The 16335-nt window shown below is 54.7% G+C and carries 19 protein-coding genes; 12 read left to right on the top strand and 7 right to left on the bottom strand.

Annotated elements, in window-relative coordinates:
- The 6 genes from AC07V8_RS11025 to AC07V8_RS11050 all read left to right on the top strand — a co-directional run.
- Positions 1-746: DUF2345 domain-containing protein (locus AC07V8_RS11025; RefSeq protein ID WP_494678494.1), on the top strand; the 746-nt coding region annotated here is incomplete at its 5' end.
- Positions 743-2638 (top strand): phospholipase D-like domain-containing protein, encoded by a 1896-nt coding sequence (locus AC07V8_RS11030; protein WP_494678493.1) that lies wholly within the window; start codon positions 743-745, stop codon positions 2636-2638. The genes AC07V8_RS11025 and AC07V8_RS11030, both read left to right, overlap by 4 nt.
- The gene (locus AC07V8_RS11035; protein WP_494678492.1) at positions 2638-3699 is read left to right on the top strand and encodes an SEL1-like repeat protein; all 1062 of its coding nucleotides are present in this window, start codon (positions 2638-2640) and stop codon (positions 3697-3699) included. Before AC07V8_RS11030 ends, AC07V8_RS11035 begins: the two co-directional genes overlap by 1 nt.
- 108 nt (positions 3700-3807) lie before the next feature.
- Positions 3808-4833 (top strand): SEL1-like repeat protein, encoded by a 1026-nt coding sequence (locus AC07V8_RS11040; RefSeq protein WP_494678491.1) that lies wholly within the window; start codon positions 3808-3810, stop codon positions 4831-4833.
- A gap of 2 nt (positions 4834-4835) precedes the next feature.
- Positions 4836-5114 (top strand): PAAR domain-containing protein, encoded by a 279-nt coding sequence (locus AC07V8_RS11045; RefSeq protein ID WP_494678490.1) that lies wholly within the window; start codon positions 4836-4838, stop codon positions 5112-5114.
- 35 nt (positions 5115-5149) lie between these two features.
- Positions 5150-5782, top strand: a complete 633-nt coding sequence (locus tag AC07V8_RS11050) for an ABC transporter ATP-binding protein (protein WP_494678489.1) — start codon at positions 5150-5152, stop codon at positions 5780-5782.
- A 94-nt stretch (positions 5783-5876) separates the two neighbouring features.
- On the opposite strand, the gene AC07V8_RS11055 is transcribed toward AC07V8_RS11050, so the two are convergent.
- Positions 5877-6569: a phosphoribosyltransferase gene (locus AC07V8_RS11055; protein ID WP_494678488.1), complete on the bottom strand. Its 693-nt coding sequence runs from the start codon at positions 6567-6569 to the stop codon at positions 5877-5879.
- A gap of 16 nt (positions 6570-6585) precedes the next feature.
- On the opposite strand from AC07V8_RS11055, the gene AC07V8_RS11060 reads away from it, so the two are divergent.
- On the top strand, positions 6586-7032 hold the full coding sequence (locus tag AC07V8_RS11060) for a hypothetical protein (protein ID WP_494678487.1): 447 nt from the start codon (positions 6586-6588) through the stop codon (positions 7030-7032).
- Positions 7017-7421, top strand: a complete 405-nt coding sequence (locus tag AC07V8_RS11065; protein ID WP_494678486.1) for a VOC family protein — start codon at positions 7017-7019, stop codon at positions 7419-7421. Before AC07V8_RS11060 ends, AC07V8_RS11065 begins: the two co-directional genes overlap by 16 nt.
- 219 nt (positions 7422-7640) lie before the next feature.
- Here the strand turns inward: AC07V8_RS11065 and AC07V8_RS11070 are convergent, their stop codons facing one another.
- Both AC07V8_RS11070 and AC07V8_RS11075 read right to left on the bottom strand, forming a co-directional pair.
- Complete coding sequence (locus tag AC07V8_RS11070) at positions 7641-8891, bottom strand: type II toxin-antitoxin system HipA family toxin (protein WP_494678485.1); 1251 nt, start codon at positions 8889-8891, stop codon at positions 7641-7643.
- Positions 8888-9205, bottom strand: coding sequence for a helix-turn-helix domain-containing protein (locus tag AC07V8_RS11075; RefSeq protein ID WP_494678484.1), 318 nt, complete (start codon positions 9203-9205; stop codon positions 8888-8890). Before AC07V8_RS11075 ends, AC07V8_RS11070 begins: the two co-directional genes overlap by 4 nt.
- Before the next feature lie 204 nt (positions 9206-9409).
- On the opposite strand from AC07V8_RS11075, the gene AC07V8_RS11080 reads away from it, so the two are divergent.
- The gene (locus AC07V8_RS11080; protein WP_494678483.1) at positions 9410-9871 is read left to right on the top strand and encodes a pentapeptide repeat-containing protein; all 462 of its coding nucleotides are present in this window, start codon (positions 9410-9412) and stop codon (positions 9869-9871) included.
- A gap of 46 nt (positions 9872-9917) precedes the next feature.
- On the opposite strand, the gene AC07V8_RS11085 is transcribed toward AC07V8_RS11080, so the two are convergent.
- Positions 9918-10661: an SDR family oxidoreductase gene (locus tag AC07V8_RS11085; protein WP_494678482.1), complete on the bottom strand. Its 744-nt coding sequence runs from the start codon at positions 10659-10661 to the stop codon at positions 9918-9920.
- A gap of 99 nt (positions 10662-10760) precedes the next feature.
- Between AC07V8_RS11085 and AC07V8_RS11090 the strand changes: the two genes are divergently transcribed.
- Positions 10761-11669: an AraC family transcriptional regulator gene (locus tag AC07V8_RS11090; protein WP_494678481.1), complete on the top strand. Its 909-nt coding sequence runs from the start codon at positions 10761-10763 to the stop codon at positions 11667-11669.
- Between the two features lie 230 nt (positions 11670-11899).
- On the opposite strand, the gene AC07V8_RS11095 is transcribed toward AC07V8_RS11090, so the two are convergent.
- The 3 genes from AC07V8_RS11095 to AC07V8_RS11105 form a co-directional block, all read right to left on the bottom strand.
- Positions 11900-12850, bottom strand: a complete 951-nt coding sequence (locus AC07V8_RS11095) for a GSU2403 family nucleotidyltransferase fold protein (RefSeq protein WP_494678480.1) — start codon at positions 12848-12850, stop codon at positions 11900-11902.
- 102 nt (positions 12851-12952) lie between these two features.
- Positions 12953-13135 (bottom strand): hypothetical protein, encoded by a 183-nt coding sequence (locus tag AC07V8_RS11100; RefSeq protein WP_494678479.1) that lies wholly within the window; start codon positions 13133-13135, stop codon positions 12953-12955.
- Between the two features lie 8 nt (positions 13136-13143).
- Positions 13144-13512 (bottom strand): hypothetical protein, encoded by a 369-nt coding sequence (locus AC07V8_RS11105; RefSeq protein WP_494678478.1) that lies wholly within the window; start codon positions 13510-13512, stop codon positions 13144-13146.
- 226 nt (positions 13513-13738) lie between these two features.
- Between AC07V8_RS11105 and AC07V8_RS11110 the strand changes: the two genes are divergently transcribed.
- Both AC07V8_RS11110 and AC07V8_RS11115 read left to right on the top strand, forming a co-directional pair.
- The gene (locus AC07V8_RS11110; RefSeq protein ID WP_494678477.1) at positions 13739-13951 is read left to right on the top strand and encodes a helix-turn-helix domain-containing protein; all 213 of its coding nucleotides are present in this window, start codon (positions 13739-13741) and stop codon (positions 13949-13951) included.
- A gap of 320 nt (positions 13952-14271) precedes the next feature.
- Complete coding sequence (locus AC07V8_RS11115) at positions 14272-16113, top strand: 3'-5' exonuclease (protein ID WP_494678476.1); 1842 nt, start codon at positions 14272-14274, stop codon at positions 16111-16113.
- Positions 16114-16335 lie beyond the last annotated feature (222 nt).

Here is a 16335-nt window from a genome sequence, read left to right on the forward strand (position 1 = left end):
CCAGTGACCAGAACACGGCCATCACGACCGGCAAGAGCTTGTCGATTGCCAGCGGCGACAGCCTGTTCGCCAGCATCCGCCGGACCTTCCGGCTGTTCGTGCAAAAAGCCGGCATGAAGATGGTTTCAGGAGAGGGCGACATCGACATGCAGGCCCTGAAGGACAGCATCAACGTGCTGGCCAAACTGAACATCACGCAAACCGCCAACCGCATCAGCATCATCGCCAAGGAAGAAGTCGTGATCAATGGCGGCGGCAGCTACGTCAAATACAATGCGGCGGGAATCGAACATGGAACAAACGGTAGCTATGTAGCGCATGCTGCTACGCATAGCCTGCCCGGACCAGCCAATAAGCCGCTGCCGAAATTACCGGAACCGCCGCCACCGCTCAAAGACAATATGGTGTTCAGCCTGTCGCACGTGCCGGCGTCCGCCACCTCGATGTACGCCAACCATCCTTACACCCTCTACAAGAACGGCGCAGAGGTAGAAAAAAATGTGGCCGACGCATGGGGGCGCGTAAACATCAAGGACATCAAGCCAGGCGATCACTACGACGTCAAGCTGCCAAATGGCAGCGTGTTCAAGGTGCCGACCCTGGAACAATTCGATAGCGCAGACAAGGTCAAAAACGATCAGGAACTCGCTTACAAAGGCCTGCGCACCGACGGTCTGGGCGACAAGGGAAGATTAGATCAAGCCCGCCGCGGCGCCCAGGCCGGCGATCAAGATGGAGAAGCATGATGAGTTACGACATTCAAAAAAATCTCAAATCCATTCGCAGGGATGAACACATACCGGCCAGCACCGACCAGCGCGCGCCGCAAGGATCAATGCAATGGTTTTTAGAAAATCGCAGCGATACACATCCGATCCACAACAACAATGCCTTGCAGTTTTTCATGTGCGGCAAGGAAGGATTCGGCAGCATTGCCAGCGATATTGATAAAGCCAGTCATAGCGTCGATCTCGTGTGCTGGGGTTTCGATCCGGCCATGGAACTGGTGCGCAAGCCCGGCAAATGGGGGCAGCGCGGCGAGACCTTTGGCGACCTTCTGGCTCGCAAGAGCAAGCAGGGCGTCAAGATACGCCTGCTGATCTGGAAAGACCTTGTCGGTTCGGCAAAGCAAGGAAACATGGTTGGCTATATCAGTCCAAGCCTCTGGCACACGCCGGATGGAATTGAAAAACAACGGCTGGATCATTGCATCGCCTGGTGGAAAGGCATCCGATACGGCGACTATCCGAATATTGAAATACGCACCCGCTCGGTGCCATCGAGCGATGCACGGCACAGCCTGGCGAAAAACTTCCCCGACATGCCTTCCACCTTGCTTGAAAAATTATTGACAGAGCAAGTGGCGACCCACCACCAGAAGCCGGTACTGATCGACTATGAGCATCCCGACCCAAGCCGCGCCGTCGGCTATGTCATGGGCCTCAATTCGATTACCGACTACTGGGACAGCTCTTCCCATATTTTCAACGACCATTGCCGCGAGGCCGACTATCTGCAGGACCGCGCCGGCAGCGTCATCCGCAAACCGTATCGCGACTACGCAATACGCGTCCAGGGTGAAGCCCTCTATAGTCTGAACCAGAATTTTTCCAAGGCATGGGATAACGTAAAAACGGAACTGGGAAAACCATTGGCAAGTGGAGCTTTGCTAGGCTCCCGCGCGAAAGTCAGTGCTGCCAGCTTAAGCAGTTCCTGCACTGCCGGGCACCGCTGCCAGATTGTGCGCACTCAGCCGCAGGAACAGGACGCCACCATCTGGGAAAGCTATCAGCTGGCGCTTTCCAATGCGATCCAATACATCTACGCGGAGAATCAGTATTTCTTCCTGCCTGAGTGGGCGCAGGGAATCAAGCAGATTCGTAAAGCCAACCAGACCGGCTACCTGAATGGCAAAGTCGTAAAAAAGGACATTCCACCTTTATACGTATTTATTGTCATCCCCAATCCGGAGGACCGTGGCATGGTTCCGCGTACCTACTCCACCGTTGCCGAGCTCGGGGCGGGAGATCAGTTTCCGACTTACCAAGCGGGGGCGGAACGTGCTACCAAAGTAATTAACACCCCGCCGCCAAGTGGAAATTACTATGATGGCGACGTAGGAGTGATACCTAACCCTGGCCCACAAGATATTGTGGAAAACCAGCACCTATCCGACATCAAGACGATTCGCAGGGAACTCCAGCAGCTTGGTATAGAGGTGCTGGTCGCCATGTTGCAAAGCTTCGATGACAATGGTTCCAGCAAGAGCAAGAGTTCCGAAGAACGTTATCGTGAAATTTATATTCATAGCAAATTAATGCTGATCGATGATACTTTCACCACCTTGGGCAGCGCCAATCTAAGCCCGCGTTCGATGGCGGGGGATAGTGAATTAAATCTGATTACCGAAGATCCCGGTTTTACCAGCAATGCTCGTGCGCGCGTTTGGGGTAATTTGGCGGGTGGCGATTTAAGCGGCGGCGGCGGAACACGTGATGAGATCGCCGATACGCATAAAGATTGGAAAAAACGTATGAATAATAATCTTAACGGAAAAAGCAAGGGCCAACCTTTCGAGCAAAGTAGCTTTATTTTACCGTTCCTTGATGCAGGCGGCAGCGCCATGCGGGTTCGTTAATGAAGAAAGCTTTTCTGCGTTCACTGTCCCGCAAGCCTTGGTATATCCGTCTCGGCTTGTTATTAATTGCTGCCGCCCTGTTAATCGGCGTCACCCAATTCACTTACAAACATCGTCATATTATGTCCAGCCAATTACGCTATAGCCAACTTCCGTTATTCAATCCCCATCGCACCGAATTTACCTGTATCCAACAGGCAGCAGTGGTTCCTCCCATTGATCCCGAAGCGGATCAATGGTTTGAGCAAGGCATGGCCTTGACTAGCGAAGATAAATTTGAGGAAAACAAGGACTACAAAACTGCTGCTGTACTTTGGGCTAAAGCGGCCGAGCGCAAACATTGGAAAGCACAAAATAACCTTGCCGGACTTTACTTACGCGGGAAGGGTGTGCCCTCAGACCCAGAAAAAGTGCTGCAACTGACAGAAGAAGCAATGGCTTGGGGAGTGCCACAAGCTTGGGACAACATGGGAAGTTACCACATGCAAGGCTTGGGTAACTTGAAGCCTGATGCGACCGCAGCTTATGCCTTTTGGCAGAAAGCTGCCGAGATGGGAGCTCCTGGAGCGCAGGCACGTTTGGGTAAGCAATTACTCGGTACATACGACGATCCAAAAAGCGGCTTTTGGGGTAACCATAAAATTGGACTGGAAATGCTGGAATGTGCTTTAGCTCAAGGCGACGGAAATGCCGCTTATGAGCTTGGTATTGACTATGAAATGCAAAAAACACCTGAGAGTAAGCTCCGCGCTCTAAATTACTATCAAGATGGAGTGAAATTCGGCAATCAAGACAGTGCTGATGCCCTCGAGATTGCGTTTAAAAACGGCCCGCTGCGTGACGCGGCTCCATTTGTTGACCTTAATCGCAAACTTCGTTATCAAGTATTTGGAAAAGCGCTGCGCGACAATCCGGACCTGCGCTTCCCCAATCTCGACAAAGTGCTGCCGCTACCCCCAGAGAAATTGCCATATTGGGATGGCGACGAAAATCATTTGCTCGATGCTGCCAAAGAAGTCCGTCCAACTCTGCCAGAACAAGCGTTGAGTGCCGGAAAATAATCTAGCGATGGCTATAAGCGATCCATTGAGAAAACATCGAAATGTCGAGCAGGGCAACTTTGTTTTTTCGTCCATCGATACAAACAATGGTGCAGGACTGACGTGTTAATGAAGAAAAAATTCCTGCATTTTTTCTCCCGCAAACCGTGGTACATACGCCTCGGCATGCTGTTGCTCGTAGCTGTCCTGATAGTCTTCGTCACAAAATTTTTCTACGACAGTCGGCATATCACCTCCAGCAAATTGCGCTATACCTCTCTGCCGTTGTTCCAACCGCATCGCGCTTCGTTCACGTGTATTCAGCAAGCTGCCGTTGTCCCGCCCATCGACCCTGAGGCCGATCAGTGGTTTGAGCAAGGCATGGCCTTGACCAGTGAAGACAAGTATGAGGAAGACAAGGATTACAAAACCGCTGCAGTGCTATGGGCTAAAGCGGCAGAGCGTAAACATTGGAAAGCGCAAAACAATCTAGCCGGACTCTATTTGAGCGGAAAGGGTGTGCCTTCTGATCCAGAAAAGATGCTACAACTGACAGAAGAGGCGATGGCTTGGGGGGTGCCGCAAGCTTGGGACAATATGGGCAGCTATCACATGCGGGGCGCAGGTAGCCTGAAACCCAATGCCACTGTCGCCTATGCATTTTGGCAAAAAGCTGCCGATATGGGAGCGCCAGGAGCACAAACCCTTTTAGGAGGGCAATTGCTTGCCTCGTACGACAGTCCCAAAAATGGCTGGTGGGCCAACAAAAAAATTGGCCTGCAGATGCTTGAGTGTGCGCTTTCTCAAGGTCAGGGCGCAGCAGCAAGAAAACTTGGCTTGGAATATGAACGGCAGAAATCTAGCGTAGGTAAATTCCATGCTCTAGCCTACTATCAAGAAGGGGTAAAATTTGGAGATCAGGACTCTGCGGATGCTCTCGAAATCGCGTTTGAAAGCGGGCCCTTAGATTACGCAGCCCCATTCATTGACCATGACCGCGAACGCCGGTATCGGGTATTTGGCCAAGCACTGCGCGATAATCCCGATCTGCGTTTTCCCAATCTGGACAAAATCTTGCCGCTTCCACCTGCTAAACTGCCTCACTGGAACGGCAACAAGATTGATTTACTCAACGCCGCTAAACCGGCCTTATAACCATGTCCCTCACAATTATTACTGTCGGCGATGATACCGACCACGGCGGTAAAGTCATCAGCGGCTCGCCTACACACGACATCGGCGGCAAACCAATCGCGCGCCTTGGCGATGAGGTTAACTGTCCGCAGCATTACCCCGATGGCCGGCCGCACGGCATCAATAAAATCGTCACCGCGCATCCTACCTTTACAGTCGGCGGCATTCCTGTGGCTGTGCAGGATTGCCTGACAGAGTGCGGTTGCAAGCTGATCGGTAGTGCCCATGCGTCCGTCGGCTAGCAGATAACAGCCCCGTGAATCCGCAAACCCGCGCCATGAAACAAGATCAACCAGCCATCCTGCAAGCCACCAACCTGACTTTCCATTACCCCGGCCAGGAGCTGTTCAGCAACTGGTCAGCCGCCATCCCCGCCGGCGTCACGCTGGTGCGCGGCGGCGATGGGCGGGGCAAGAGCAGTTTGCTGCGGTTGCTGGCTGGCGATCTGGCGGCGCAGGGCGGCCGTCTGGAAATCGGCGGCGCGCGTCTGGATGAACAGCCGGAGGCCTATCGGCGGCAGGTATTCTGGGTGGATCCGCGTTCTGAGGCGTTCGACCAGATGACGGCGCGCGACTATTTTGCGTCCTTGCATGCCGCGTATCCCGGATTTGACGATGCGCAGCTGCCGGCGCTAACGGAAGGGCTGTCGCTGACGCCGCACCTGGACAAGAAGCTCTACATGCTATCTACCGGCAGCAAGCGCAAGGTGTGGCTGACGGCTGCGTTCGCCGCCGGCGCTGCGGTCAATTTGCTGGATGATGCGTTTGCCGGGCTGGACAAGGCGTCTATCAATTTTGTCGTGAAGGTGCTCAACCAGGTTGCCGGCGATCCGGCGCGGGCCTGGGTGATTGCGCTGTATGAGGCGCCGGAAGGGGTGGAATTGGCGGCTACGGTGGACTTGGGGGATTGAGGCGATCGCGGCGCCGGTGGCGCTGATCGTGGGCGGGACCGCCTGGCGCACCAATTTACGATTTCAAACTTGCACCGGCTACGCATTCGACAGTCTAAATGTGCCGGGCACGGCCACGTAATTCGCGTTGTGCCTGCAACTTTGCGGCTTTGTCGAGTAGCCCTATTACCTCATCATCACCGGTTTGACGGAAGTCGTCATACCACACGCCGACCGCATAAAAGGGCTCGGGATTCATCAGAAAAACGGCTTCGTCGGCCTGTGATTCAATCTGCCGCATTCCTTCCGACGCGGCGACGGGAACGGCGACGACAAGGCGCGCCGCTTTGGCCTGGCGCGCCGCGTTGAGGGCGGCAAGCATGGTCGAGCCGGTCGCCAGGCCGTCGTCAACGATGATGGCGACCCGGCCTGCCAATTGCAGGGCGGGACGGCTGGCTCGATACAGCTTTTCACGCTCAGCCAATTCCTGGAGTTTGCGCTGCACCGTTGCTTCGACTACCTCCGCCGAGATATCAAAATGCTGCAGTATGTCGGGCTGCATTACGCACAGGCCGCCGCTGGCAACGGCCCCCATCGCACACTCTTCGTTTCCGGGGACGCCGAGCTTGCGCACGAGCAGGACATCCAGCGGGATTTCCAATGCCTTGGCAATTGCAAAACCGACAGGAACGCCACCGCGCGGCAGCGCCAGCACAATCGCATCCGGATGTCCGGAATAAGCGCCCAGTTGCTGCGCCAGGCGCGCCCCGGCTTCCGTGCGATTCTTGAAACGTCTCGCTTCAAACATATACGCTCCCGGCCTCATGGGCGACGCTGACGTCATCTCCCTCAACCGCGCCCGGCTTGCATCCGATGACAACGCCGACCTGCGGTTCGTTGTCAATCCGGCCTGCTCCAATGTTCGGATGGGATGTCGTTGCGGATTGCCCCGCATTGATATTGAACGTAAGAACCCGCTGTCGCCGCAACGATCAAGGCGATTGCTATCACGTTCCAAAGTATCGATTTCATCTCTGCCACGCTTCGTCCTGCTGGAAGCTTCATATTACGCCGCCCGGATCAATTTTGCGGCAAGCTGCCATGAAGCAGTGCCCGCCATCCGCCTGCGCCAATCGGGCATACGCCGGCAAACTCGACGTGGCGCCGATGTTTTTTGTGGCAACATGTGTCATCTGTTGGCATCTATTTCTCCACACCGGATTTGCATAACTGTTGAGCGACAGGGGCAGAGGCCATGGAACTTCTCGTAAACCTCGACGTTGACGACCTTGAGAAGGCAATTCGCTTCTATGGAACGTCGTTCGGATTGAAAGTCGGCCGACGCTTCGGCGCCGGCGGCGTGGAAATGCTGGGGAGCTCCGCGCCGATCTACCTCCTGGTCAAAGCGGAAGGGACGCAAGCGGCGAGCACAACTGCTCAGCGCCGTGCCTACGACCGCCATTGGACGCCAGTCCATCTCGATTTTGTCGTTGAAGAAATCGAATCCGCGGTTAGCAGGGCCGTCTCAGCCGGAGCGCGCCTTGAAGAGCCCATTGCCACACACAAGTGGGGCCGGCTCGCGCTCATGGCAGATCCCTTTGGCAATGGTTTTTGCTTCGTTCAATTTCTTGGGCGAGGCTATGACGAGATTGCTGAGTGACTGGGGAGCGTCAAATGGCGTTGCTCTCGATGGCTGGCTGCGTCATGCGTCAAGAGCGGCCTGGTCGAAACGCATGGCGCCGTCGAACAACGACTTTGCACAAGCGTAGCGCGGCCAATTCCATCCACACAAGTTCATCAATTGGAAGCCGCCAACATGGTTGGACGCGGTGCGCGCCAAGTTACCGTGAGGGGCAAGAAATAGACAGGTAGATTGCATCTATGGCATTGCCAGTCGCGAACGATTGGCATCAATGACCTTGGTCACTTCAACCATGGTTTTCTTCAAAACAGGCAACTCGCTCGCGCCGGCTTTGAGAGCCGCATCCGTAACCAGATCCAGTATCTCGTCAATCGTATCTTCGGCATCTTTTTCGTTCATCCCGCCGATCTGCGCCACCTTCAGCACATGAGCTCGTGTGGGGTTTTTTCCTTCACCGGCCACATCCATAAAATGTTCACCTTGATAACCAGGGCAATAGGTCAAGTCAAACGGCGGAGCCAGTTCCCACTCCTGGTGCGCGTTCAGCAGAAATGCCAGATTCTTGGCGTGATCGTCCCGATTGTTCATCAGCACGTTGAAAATGCAGCGTTGCAAGGCTTTTTTCAGTTCCCTGGCGTCGCGGGTGAGGCGACGCGTTGCGCGCATGAATTCTCCGTAGCCGAGCGACGGAATCTGAAAATTCACGTGCAGCATCCCTGCCAGTGAATGTGTATGGACACGCTGACCTTGTGCGCGGTCAAAGCGCCTGGTGCCAAATGCAGTGGCGCCATCGGGTAATTCAAAAAATTGCGTCGAGCCCATGCCCAGTCCGCATTGACGCGCCATGCGCGCATACAGTTCTTCCAGCGCACAGCTATCGCTCGAGTCTTCCTTTGCAGGGAATTTAATCAGCCAGGCCTGACCTTCGCTTACCAACCCCTCTTGGGTACTCATCTGCCCGCTGTCCGGGTTGTAGCTGACCACGGCTTTTGGCCTCGCGCCGCCGGGCGAACCCCCAGCCCTGGCCAATTCATCCAGCACCTCGTGGCTGTCATCGATCAGCAGAGTTTGTATTTCTTTTGCCAGATCGATCAGCACCATATCCTTGCTGTCAGCCAGGCTCTCGCTGGCAGGCTCATAGGTCAGCGCACCCATAGTGTTTTCACCGAGGTAGGCCAGGCGGTCCAGGACGGAAATTTTATCTGCATCGATACCCTTGGCCGCCAGCCGGCGATTCATCAGGCGGAAACCCCAGCTATCGGGCAGGGAGTCATAGACCAGCCCGGGTACGCGCAATAGTTGCAGGTAGTCTGTTTGCTTGTCTGGATACGCGTTGGGACGCAAGGGTAAGCGAAGCGGGGACGGTTCGAAACCACGCGCAAGCGCATCTGGCGAATATTGGAACAGGACGTCGCGGCCGTCGTCCGCCAATGTGCCCAGCCAATGCGATTCGCCACGCGCCTGGTACATCACTTTGAGCTCTTTCATGGCGTGCTTCTCGCTTTGCGGTAAGCGCGCTGGCGAGAAATCGCCGCAGATTTTGCGCGCATTTCTTCTATGCTGCGGGTTTCTGGAACAAGGATGTTGTTCAGGTCCGGCGTCGCATTGAGCGATTCAAGTATGCGCACAAAAGTGGCTAGCGTACATTTTCCGGTACGTTCGAAGTTGCTGACGGTCTGGTCAGACACGCCTATGCGTTGCGCCAGTTCCTCAACACTGATGTTCATCCGCACACGGCGGGCTCGGGCGCGGGCGCCTAACTCGGTGCAAATCTCACTTGGAAGCAACAGGGAGAAATCCATTGTATTTCCATGGTTTAATGCCAAAAAATATTACTATCCATTGGAATTATACAGCTTTTATATTTGGCCGTACGGGAAGTCTTCGCGGGTGCCTGCCTCAGAGCCTCAGGCGGGAATTGCCTGCAATCGCGCTTTGAAGGTGATACGTAGCCGCGCACTGTCGCGGTGAGGCACGCAAAAATAGACGCTGTGGATGATCATGCAATGGCGCAATCTGCTGATACGATGTCAACAATGCAAAACCGCACTCAATCCACTTTTACACTTGAATGTCACGCCAATATGTTGTTTGAGGCAGAAAGATTTGAATCCCGTTTAACAAAACCCGCCAGTTGGGAAGATTGCGCCTTTCGCTACTGCGACTTCGCTCACATAGATAGCGAGGGCGGTAGCATTGACTCGATTTTTGTCGGTTGCACATTTGAAAATTGCGATTGGTATTGGGGGATCTTTAACATGGCGATCCTTGTGCAGGTCAAGTTCGAGGGTTGCAAATTTCGCGGTACTGCATTCTCAGGATCCAAATTTGTCGAATGCGATTTCATAGATTGTGAATTTACAAAAGACAATTTAAATGGTGAGTGTTCCTTTCGTGACGTAGCTTGGTACAAATGCCGGCAAGATAATTGCAAGGGGCTTGAAGGCGAGTTCCGAAACAAGCACTAAATATTTTGAAACTCGCCGTACCCCGGTTCAGGCTGGGCCTCTAGGGTCAGCACGACTCAGCCAGCGCCACAGCATCCGCCCCAGCAGCAATACGAACCGGGCTCGACGGATCATTCGCCGCTCGCCACACCGCTTCCGCCACATCCTGCGCCCGAGTCACCGCAGACGACTGCCCCCATCCCGCGAACACGCTCTTTGCCAAGCCGGCGTAGGCCTCGGGAATGCCTCTCTCTATCCGAGGCTTGGCGTTTTCGCCGAAGCGGGTCTCTGGCGCCCGTCCCGGCAGCACCAGGCTCACCCGCACATTGAATTGCTTGAGTTCCAGCGCCAGCGACTCGGTGAAGGCGTTGATGGCTGCCTTGCTCGCGGTGTACACGGACAGCAGGGGCAGCGACCTCAATGTCACGCTCGAGGTGACGTTGACGATGACGCCAGCCTGGCGTTGCCTGAACTGCGGCAGCACCGCCTGGATCATCGCCATCGTGCCGAGGGTGTTGGTCTCGAAGACGTCGCGCGCGATTTCCATCGACGTGCCTTCGAGTGCGCCCAGCATGCCGATCCCGGCGTTGTTGACCAGGACATCGATAGGCCCGGCTTCTGCCACGGCCCGGCGGATGCTGTCGGCATCGGTGACGTCGAGGGCGATCACGCGTAAACGCTCGGAGCGCGGCAGAAGGTCCTCGCGCGGGGTGCGCATGGTGGCGACGACCTGCCAATCGCGGTCGAGGAAATATTGGGCGGTTTCGAGGCCGAAACCGGATGAGCATCCGGTGATGAGGACGGTTTTCATGGGGACTCCTGCAAGTGGTTAGGTGTATGAAGACTGTAGCCCACCGTAACCGGACGTACTACAATCAGAAGTCCAGGTTTCATTAGCAGGAGTCCATTCATGGTCGATCCCCTCGCAGAAGTCGTCACACTGCTGCAACCGCAAGCCCGCTTCTCGAAAGTCGTCAGCTGCGCCGGCCCTTGGCGTGTGCGCCGCTCGGAAGCCGGGCAACCGTTCTACGGCGTCATCCTCGACGGCGCCTGCCGCCTCGCAGCCGACGGCCAAGAGCCGATCAGCCTGCAGCAGGGCGACTTTGTCCTGATCCCCGCCGCGTATGGCTTCACCATGTCCAGCCTCGCACCGGTAGCGGAGGACTGCAATAGCGCACCCATCATGCTGCCCCACGGCGAGTTCAGGCTCGGCGCGCAAAGCGGGCCGCCAGATGCGCAGATGCTGATCGGCTACTGCGTCTTCGGCTCGCCGGACGCAGCGTTGCTGGTGTCGCTGCTGCCGCAACTATTGCACGTGCGCGGCGAGAAGAGACTGGCGACACTCGTGCAACTGGTAGGAGACGAATCCCGCGCGCAGCGGCCCGCGCGTGACGTCATCGTGGCGCGCCTGCTGGAAGTGCTGCTCATCGAAGCGCTGCGCTCCGCAGCGGGAACGGCAGCCTCGCCCGGCCTGTTGCGCGGGCTTGCCGACGAACGCCTCGCGGTGGCGATACGGTGCATGCACGAAAACATGACCCGGCCCTGGACGGTGGCGCAGCTGGCGAAAGAGGCGGCGCTGTCGCGCTCAGCGTTCTTCGAGCGCTTCAGCCGTGCGGTGGGCATCGCGCCGATGGCCTACCTGCTGGCCTGGCGCATGGCGATGGCCAAGGATCTGTTGCGGCGGAAAGAGGGGGGCGTTGCAGAGGTGGCTGAGCGGGTTGGGTATGGTTCTGCAAGCGCGTTCAGCGTTGCGTTTACCCGGCATGTGGGATTGGCGCCGATGCGTTATGCGCGGGAGGTTGATTATCACCATCTGTGATGTGCATTTAAAAAGCCGCTTTCTATGCATATCAATTTGAATATGTATAGAAAAGTCGCTTTTTTATACATGTGGGTGTTGACGTATATGGAAAATGACTTTGCCATCACTGCCCAACATCTTGTATGCATTCCGCCTCCGTATGCGCTTCTCGCATGACCGAGGGTGCGCGTGGGCACAAAGGCGTACCCGCCCTACACCTTATTGAGCAAACGCATGCTTCGTGCGATTCAGTTCCTGCCCAAATTCGGCAGATACTCTCGCACAAGCTCTTCGACAACGTCGGCTTGAAGGGCGTCTCGCCTGCGTTTGAGCGGGTCTCGCTCGGGTAGGGCACTCATCCACCGCTTGAAGCGGACAAACGCCATCGGATCAAGCGTGTTCATGCGAGCCATATCGCCGTTAGTGGCAACTATAACAGCCGAAAATTGAGGCGAATCAAGCAGTTCCTGGGCGCGCGGCGCTTGAGCCGCCCAGAAGTCTTCTTCGTCGTCACTTAGCCGGACGGGATGAGGGTCATCGGCAACTTGCTCACGCCGGATAATGTCGACCTCGAATCCATCCTTATTGACGGCGGTATATTTCTGCGAATTCCGAACGCGGAAAGTTGGGTCAACTTTGCGAAGCACACCCAGCATTGAGCTGTCGACACGGCGCAAGGCGGTAGCAAACGCGACCCTCTTGCGAACGTCCCATAGCAGGTCGATGTCGCGCGTGGCGACAGCGTCATTCTCGAAAGACACACCGGCAGCCGATTCATAAGCATACAACGCGTGAGTTCCGACCACACGAAAGTGCCCGCCCAGATCGGTAGCTGCCAAGCGATTCAGGATATCGATCACGAGCGGCGCAACGCGTCCGACTCTGAGGGCGCGATTCATCCTCTTATGTTTGTCGAGTGAGGCTTTCAAGCCATCGCGTCGTTGTTCGGCCAACTCTTTCCGCTGTCGGAAGCTGGTGTAAATAGCCTCAGTCTCCAGCGACCGTGGGCCAAGGCTTTTTTCGCTGCCGGAAGCACTGGTACGCACCAGATAGGTTTCCTCAGGAGCAGATGGAGGGCCTTTATGCCAGTACATGCCGCCTCGGACTTTGGCAGCCTCTGCCAGCGCTTCCTCGTATGCTGTAAAAGTGGCGGCTGCGTCGATGTACTGGCGAGTTGCGTCGTCTGGCAATTCCTGCATGGAAGGCCTTTCGGTATATTTTAGTATTATTTCAATTTATACCGAAAATACATATAAATCAATAGATTAGAACAGAAAATAGCAGATCCCCCATCGCATACATTAGCCTCCCTTAAAAAGCGCAATCTGCATCTGGATGAATAAGCCTCCGACCGACGTCGCCAGGTAGTCGGCGTTGCTATCGGTGACCAGTGTCTTGGCGACCGTCGACGAAGCGACGAAGCGCGTCACCACCAGCCGCATCGCCGACAGGGTCACGCGAAAGATCGGGGTCAAATCTTGCAATATCGCATTCAATGACTACGCCGACTGCATAATATGTCATTGCAAGACTTGCCCCCAAATTCTTCAATGTCAACGGCAGCATCTTGTGCGGCATGACTGGCCGTCGGGAGGTCTTGGCGGATTTCGCAGCTCAACCATTTCGAGGTCTTCGCCTGCGCCGCCAGCGCACCGACCAGGTTGACGAAGACCATCTGCTCCAACTCGCCGGCGGCGCACATCATTTCACCAGCTTGGATCATTAGCGTCGCCGGTGCGATGCAGTTGTCGATCACCTGCGCCCGGGTCTCTACCGGAAGAGGCACGTCGCACAACACATCCAGGCGATCGGCAATGACGTCGGCGAGGTCCTGAGGATCAGGTAAGGCAAATAGCGGCATTCCATACTCCTTATCGCTTTGTGTGTTCAGGTCGCGGTAGGCGCGACCATTAATGCAATCACTGCCAAGGTCTTGCTTATTTTGATTCTTGTTCCATAACTAAAGAGTTGTGTTTGACCATCAGCTCTACATAGTGCTGGACACTCATATGTGACGATTTGTCTACATTATTGCATGTGACGATTAGTCCGTGTTCGATTAGTCCACAAAATGTGTTAATGCTTATGTGAAATCTTTGTCAATACGCTTCGGTGAACGAGTACGAGAACTGAGAAAAGAGCAGGGTCTTTCTCAGGAGGGATTTGCCGACATGTGTGGCTTTGACCGCACGTATATCAGCGGTATTGAAAGAGGCGTGCGCAACCCTTCTTTGTCTGCGATAGAGGCTTTGGCTATGGCATTGGGGGTCACGGTGACGGAGCTTTTTAGCGGGCTTTGACGTTACAAATCGTGCCAGTTCTGTCCTTTCAACCACTCCGAACATCTCAAGTCGTCATAATCCGAAGCCTCAAATTCCGGCCAAATCTTGGCCGAGAGAGCGGAGCAGCAAATAGTAGGTAGCAGCGATCTTTTATATGGTGTTGGATGCTAGCTGCTTTGTCTGCGGACATGGTCCAAGCGATGGTGCAGATGATCCATCCAGACGTACGAACCGCTTAGCGACACAAGTCAATCTCCCTTGCTTAAATAATATTTATTCAACGTGTTAATGCTGCAATAACACGAGTAATATAGACGTTACCAAAAGGAAACGTTTATATGGCGACACTTATCCCCGCAATAGGCTCCTGTTCTTCCAGAATGACTCCAGGCGAAAGGCGCTTTGCGCGTCGGCTGGAGGAAAAACTGGAGGCCGACTATCTATGCTGGTATGACGTTTCCATCGGCGAGAAGACCAAACACCCGGATTTTGTCATCGTCCATCCCAGCCGCGGCTTGCTGGTGCTCGAAGTCAAAGACTGGAAACTCGACACCATTCAAAGCATCGACAAACAAACCACCTGCATCCTCACCGACCAGGGCACCAAGCATGTATTGAATCCGTTAAGGCAGGCGCGCGATTACATGTTCGCCGTCACCAATCGGCTTGAGCGCGATCCGCAACTGATCTTTCCGAGTGGATCGCAAAAGGGCAAGCCAGCCTTCCCCTACGGACATGGCGTAGTGCTGACCAATATCAGCCGCAAACAATTCGACGGCACCGACATCGGCGAAGTGATTCCACCGCATCTGGTCATTTGCCAAGACGAGATGCTGGAAAACGTCGACGCCGAATCGTTTCAAAAACGCCTGTGGGATATGTTCCCGCTCAAATTCACCCGCCTTTTGTCCGTGCCGCAGCTTGACCGCATTCGCTGGCACATGTTTCCAGAAATCCGCATCCCGGCGCAGCAAGACATGTTTGAGGATGCCGGACAAAAGATAACTGAAATTCCTGACTTGTTGCAGGTCATGGATTTACAGCAGGAGCAGTTGGCCCGCAGCCTTGGCGAAGGTCATCGCGTCATTCATGGCGTCGCCGGATCAGGGAAGACGCTGATATTGGGCTATCGCGCGGAACACCTTGCCAAGCTATGCCAGCGTCCGATTCTCGTGCTTTGCTATAACAAGACTCTGGCGACAAAACTTGGCAGCATGATTGAAGCCAAAGGGTTGCAAGATAAAGTTAACGTCGTCAATTTCCACGCTTGGTGCGCACGCCAATTAAAAACCTACAACGTCGGAATGCCGCCTCAAGATTTCAACAGAAACAATTTCTTCGAGGCTTGCGTTGAGAAGGTCATTCATGCCGTCGACAACAAGCTCATTCCGTCCGCGCAATATGACGCCGTATTGATCGACGAAGGGCACGATTTCAAGCCTGAGTGGTTCAAGCTGGTGGTGCAGATGATTCATCCAGACTCCAACTCGCTGTTGGTGCTGTACGACGATGCGCAGTCGATTTATGGCGGCAAGAAGAAGCTGCGGTTTTCGTTCTCCAGCGTTGGTGTGCAAGCGCAGGGGCGCACTACCATTCTTAAACTGAACTATAGAAATACGGCGGAGATTTTATCGGTGGCACGTGCATTTGCCGATGATCTACTATCGCAAAACGATGCTGAAGACGATCAGGCGCCAACTCTTCTTCCGATGAGCACTGGGCGTAGAGGCCCCAAACCGCTGCTGGTCAAATTCCCGACTTTGAAAGACGAAGCGGACTATCTCGCCGAAAGACTACTTGAGGCTAACAAGACAGGTACTGCCTGGAATGATATTGCGATTATCTGCAGACACTATGCTACTGGCAGCACGCTTGCAGACAGTCTGAAGCAGAGAAGCATTCCATTTGAATCGCAGATGGATAAAAAGCATTCTTACAACCCTGCGGACAACAGCGTCAAGATCGTCACTATGCACAGCAGTAAAGGACTTGAATTTCCGATGGTCTGTATCCCGGCTCTCGGCGCCGAAGCTATCAAAGATGATGATCTTCATGACGAGGCGCGCTTAGTCTATGTTGCGATGACTCGCGCAACGCATGAATTAATCATGACTCACGGAGAGCAAACCTTGTTTATTGAAAAAATGCAAAAAGCTATGCAGACATTGAGCGTGCTATGACGATCTTTTCCTAAAAAACACAGAGTGTTATGTGTCATTGCAAGATCTAACCCCGACCTTCCGGAAGTGAGTTCAGTGGTCCGTATTTCCTCGCCTTTCGTAGCGTCCGAGCTGCTCAGGCAGATAGCAAAAAACGTATGAGAAGGATACATCTCTGGAGAACACGGAAACGAAGCTGAACCGCCGTTTGCGATAGAGATGATCAGCCGCCGACTAAGGCCG

This window comes from Collimonas sp. GW821-FHT02H07, from assembly GCF_059421505.1.

Coding starts and splice junctions, on each gene's coding strand:
- AC07V8_RS11030 (WP_494678493.1), top strand. CDS start 743: ATGATGAGTTACGACATTCAAAAAAATCTCAAATCCATTCGCAGGGAT.
- AC07V8_RS11035 (WP_494678492.1), top strand. CDS start 2,638: ATGAAGAAAGCTTTTCTGCGTTCACTGTCCCGCAAGCCTTGGTATATC.
- AC07V8_RS11040 (WP_494678491.1), top strand. CDS start 3,808: ATGAAGAAAAAATTCCTGCATTTTTTCTCCCGCAAACCGTGGTACATA.
- AC07V8_RS11045 (WP_494678490.1), top strand. CDS start 4,836: ATGTCCCTCACAATTATTACTGTCGGCGATGATACCGACCACGGCGGT.
- AC07V8_RS11050 (WP_494678489.1), top strand. CDS start 5,150: ATGAAACAAGATCAACCAGCCATCCTGCAAGCCACCAACCTGACTTTC.
- AC07V8_RS11055 (WP_494678488.1), bottom strand. CDS start 6,569: ATGTTTGAAGCGAGACGTTTCAAGAATCGCACGGAAGCCGGGGCGCGC.
- AC07V8_RS11060 (WP_494678487.1), top strand. CDS start 6,586: ATGGGCGACGCTGACGTCATCTCCCTCAACCGCGCCCGGCTTGCATCC.
- AC07V8_RS11065 (WP_494678486.1), top strand. CDS start 7,017: ATGGAACTTCTCGTAAACCTCGACGTTGACGACCTTGAGAAGGCAATT.
- AC07V8_RS11070 (WP_494678485.1), bottom strand. CDS start 8,891: ATGAAAGAGCTCAAAGTGATGTACCAGGCGCGTGGCGAATCGCATTGG.
- AC07V8_RS11075 (WP_494678484.1), bottom strand. CDS start 9,205: ATGGATTTCTCCCTGTTGCTTCCAAGTGAGATTTGCACCGAGTTAGGC.
- AC07V8_RS11080 (WP_494678483.1), top strand. CDS start 9,410: ATGGCGCAATCTGCTGATACGATGTCAACAATGCAAAACCGCACTCAA.
- AC07V8_RS11085 (WP_494678482.1), bottom strand. CDS start 10,661: ATGAAAACCGTCCTCATCACCGGATGCTCATCCGGTTTCGGCCTCGAA.
- AC07V8_RS11090 (WP_494678481.1), top strand. CDS start 10,761: ATGGTCGATCCCCTCGCAGAAGTCGTCACACTGCTGCAACCGCAAGCC.
- AC07V8_RS11095 (WP_494678480.1), bottom strand. CDS start 12,850: ATGCAGGAATTGCCAGACGACGCAACTCGCCAGTACATCGACGCAGCC.
- AC07V8_RS11105 (WP_494678478.1), bottom strand. CDS start 13,512: ATGCCGCTATTTGCCTTACCTGATCCTCAGGACCTCGCCGACGTCATT.
- AC07V8_RS11115 (WP_494678476.1), top strand. CDS start 14,272: ATGGCGACACTTATCCCCGCAATAGGCTCCTGTTCTTCCAGAATGACT.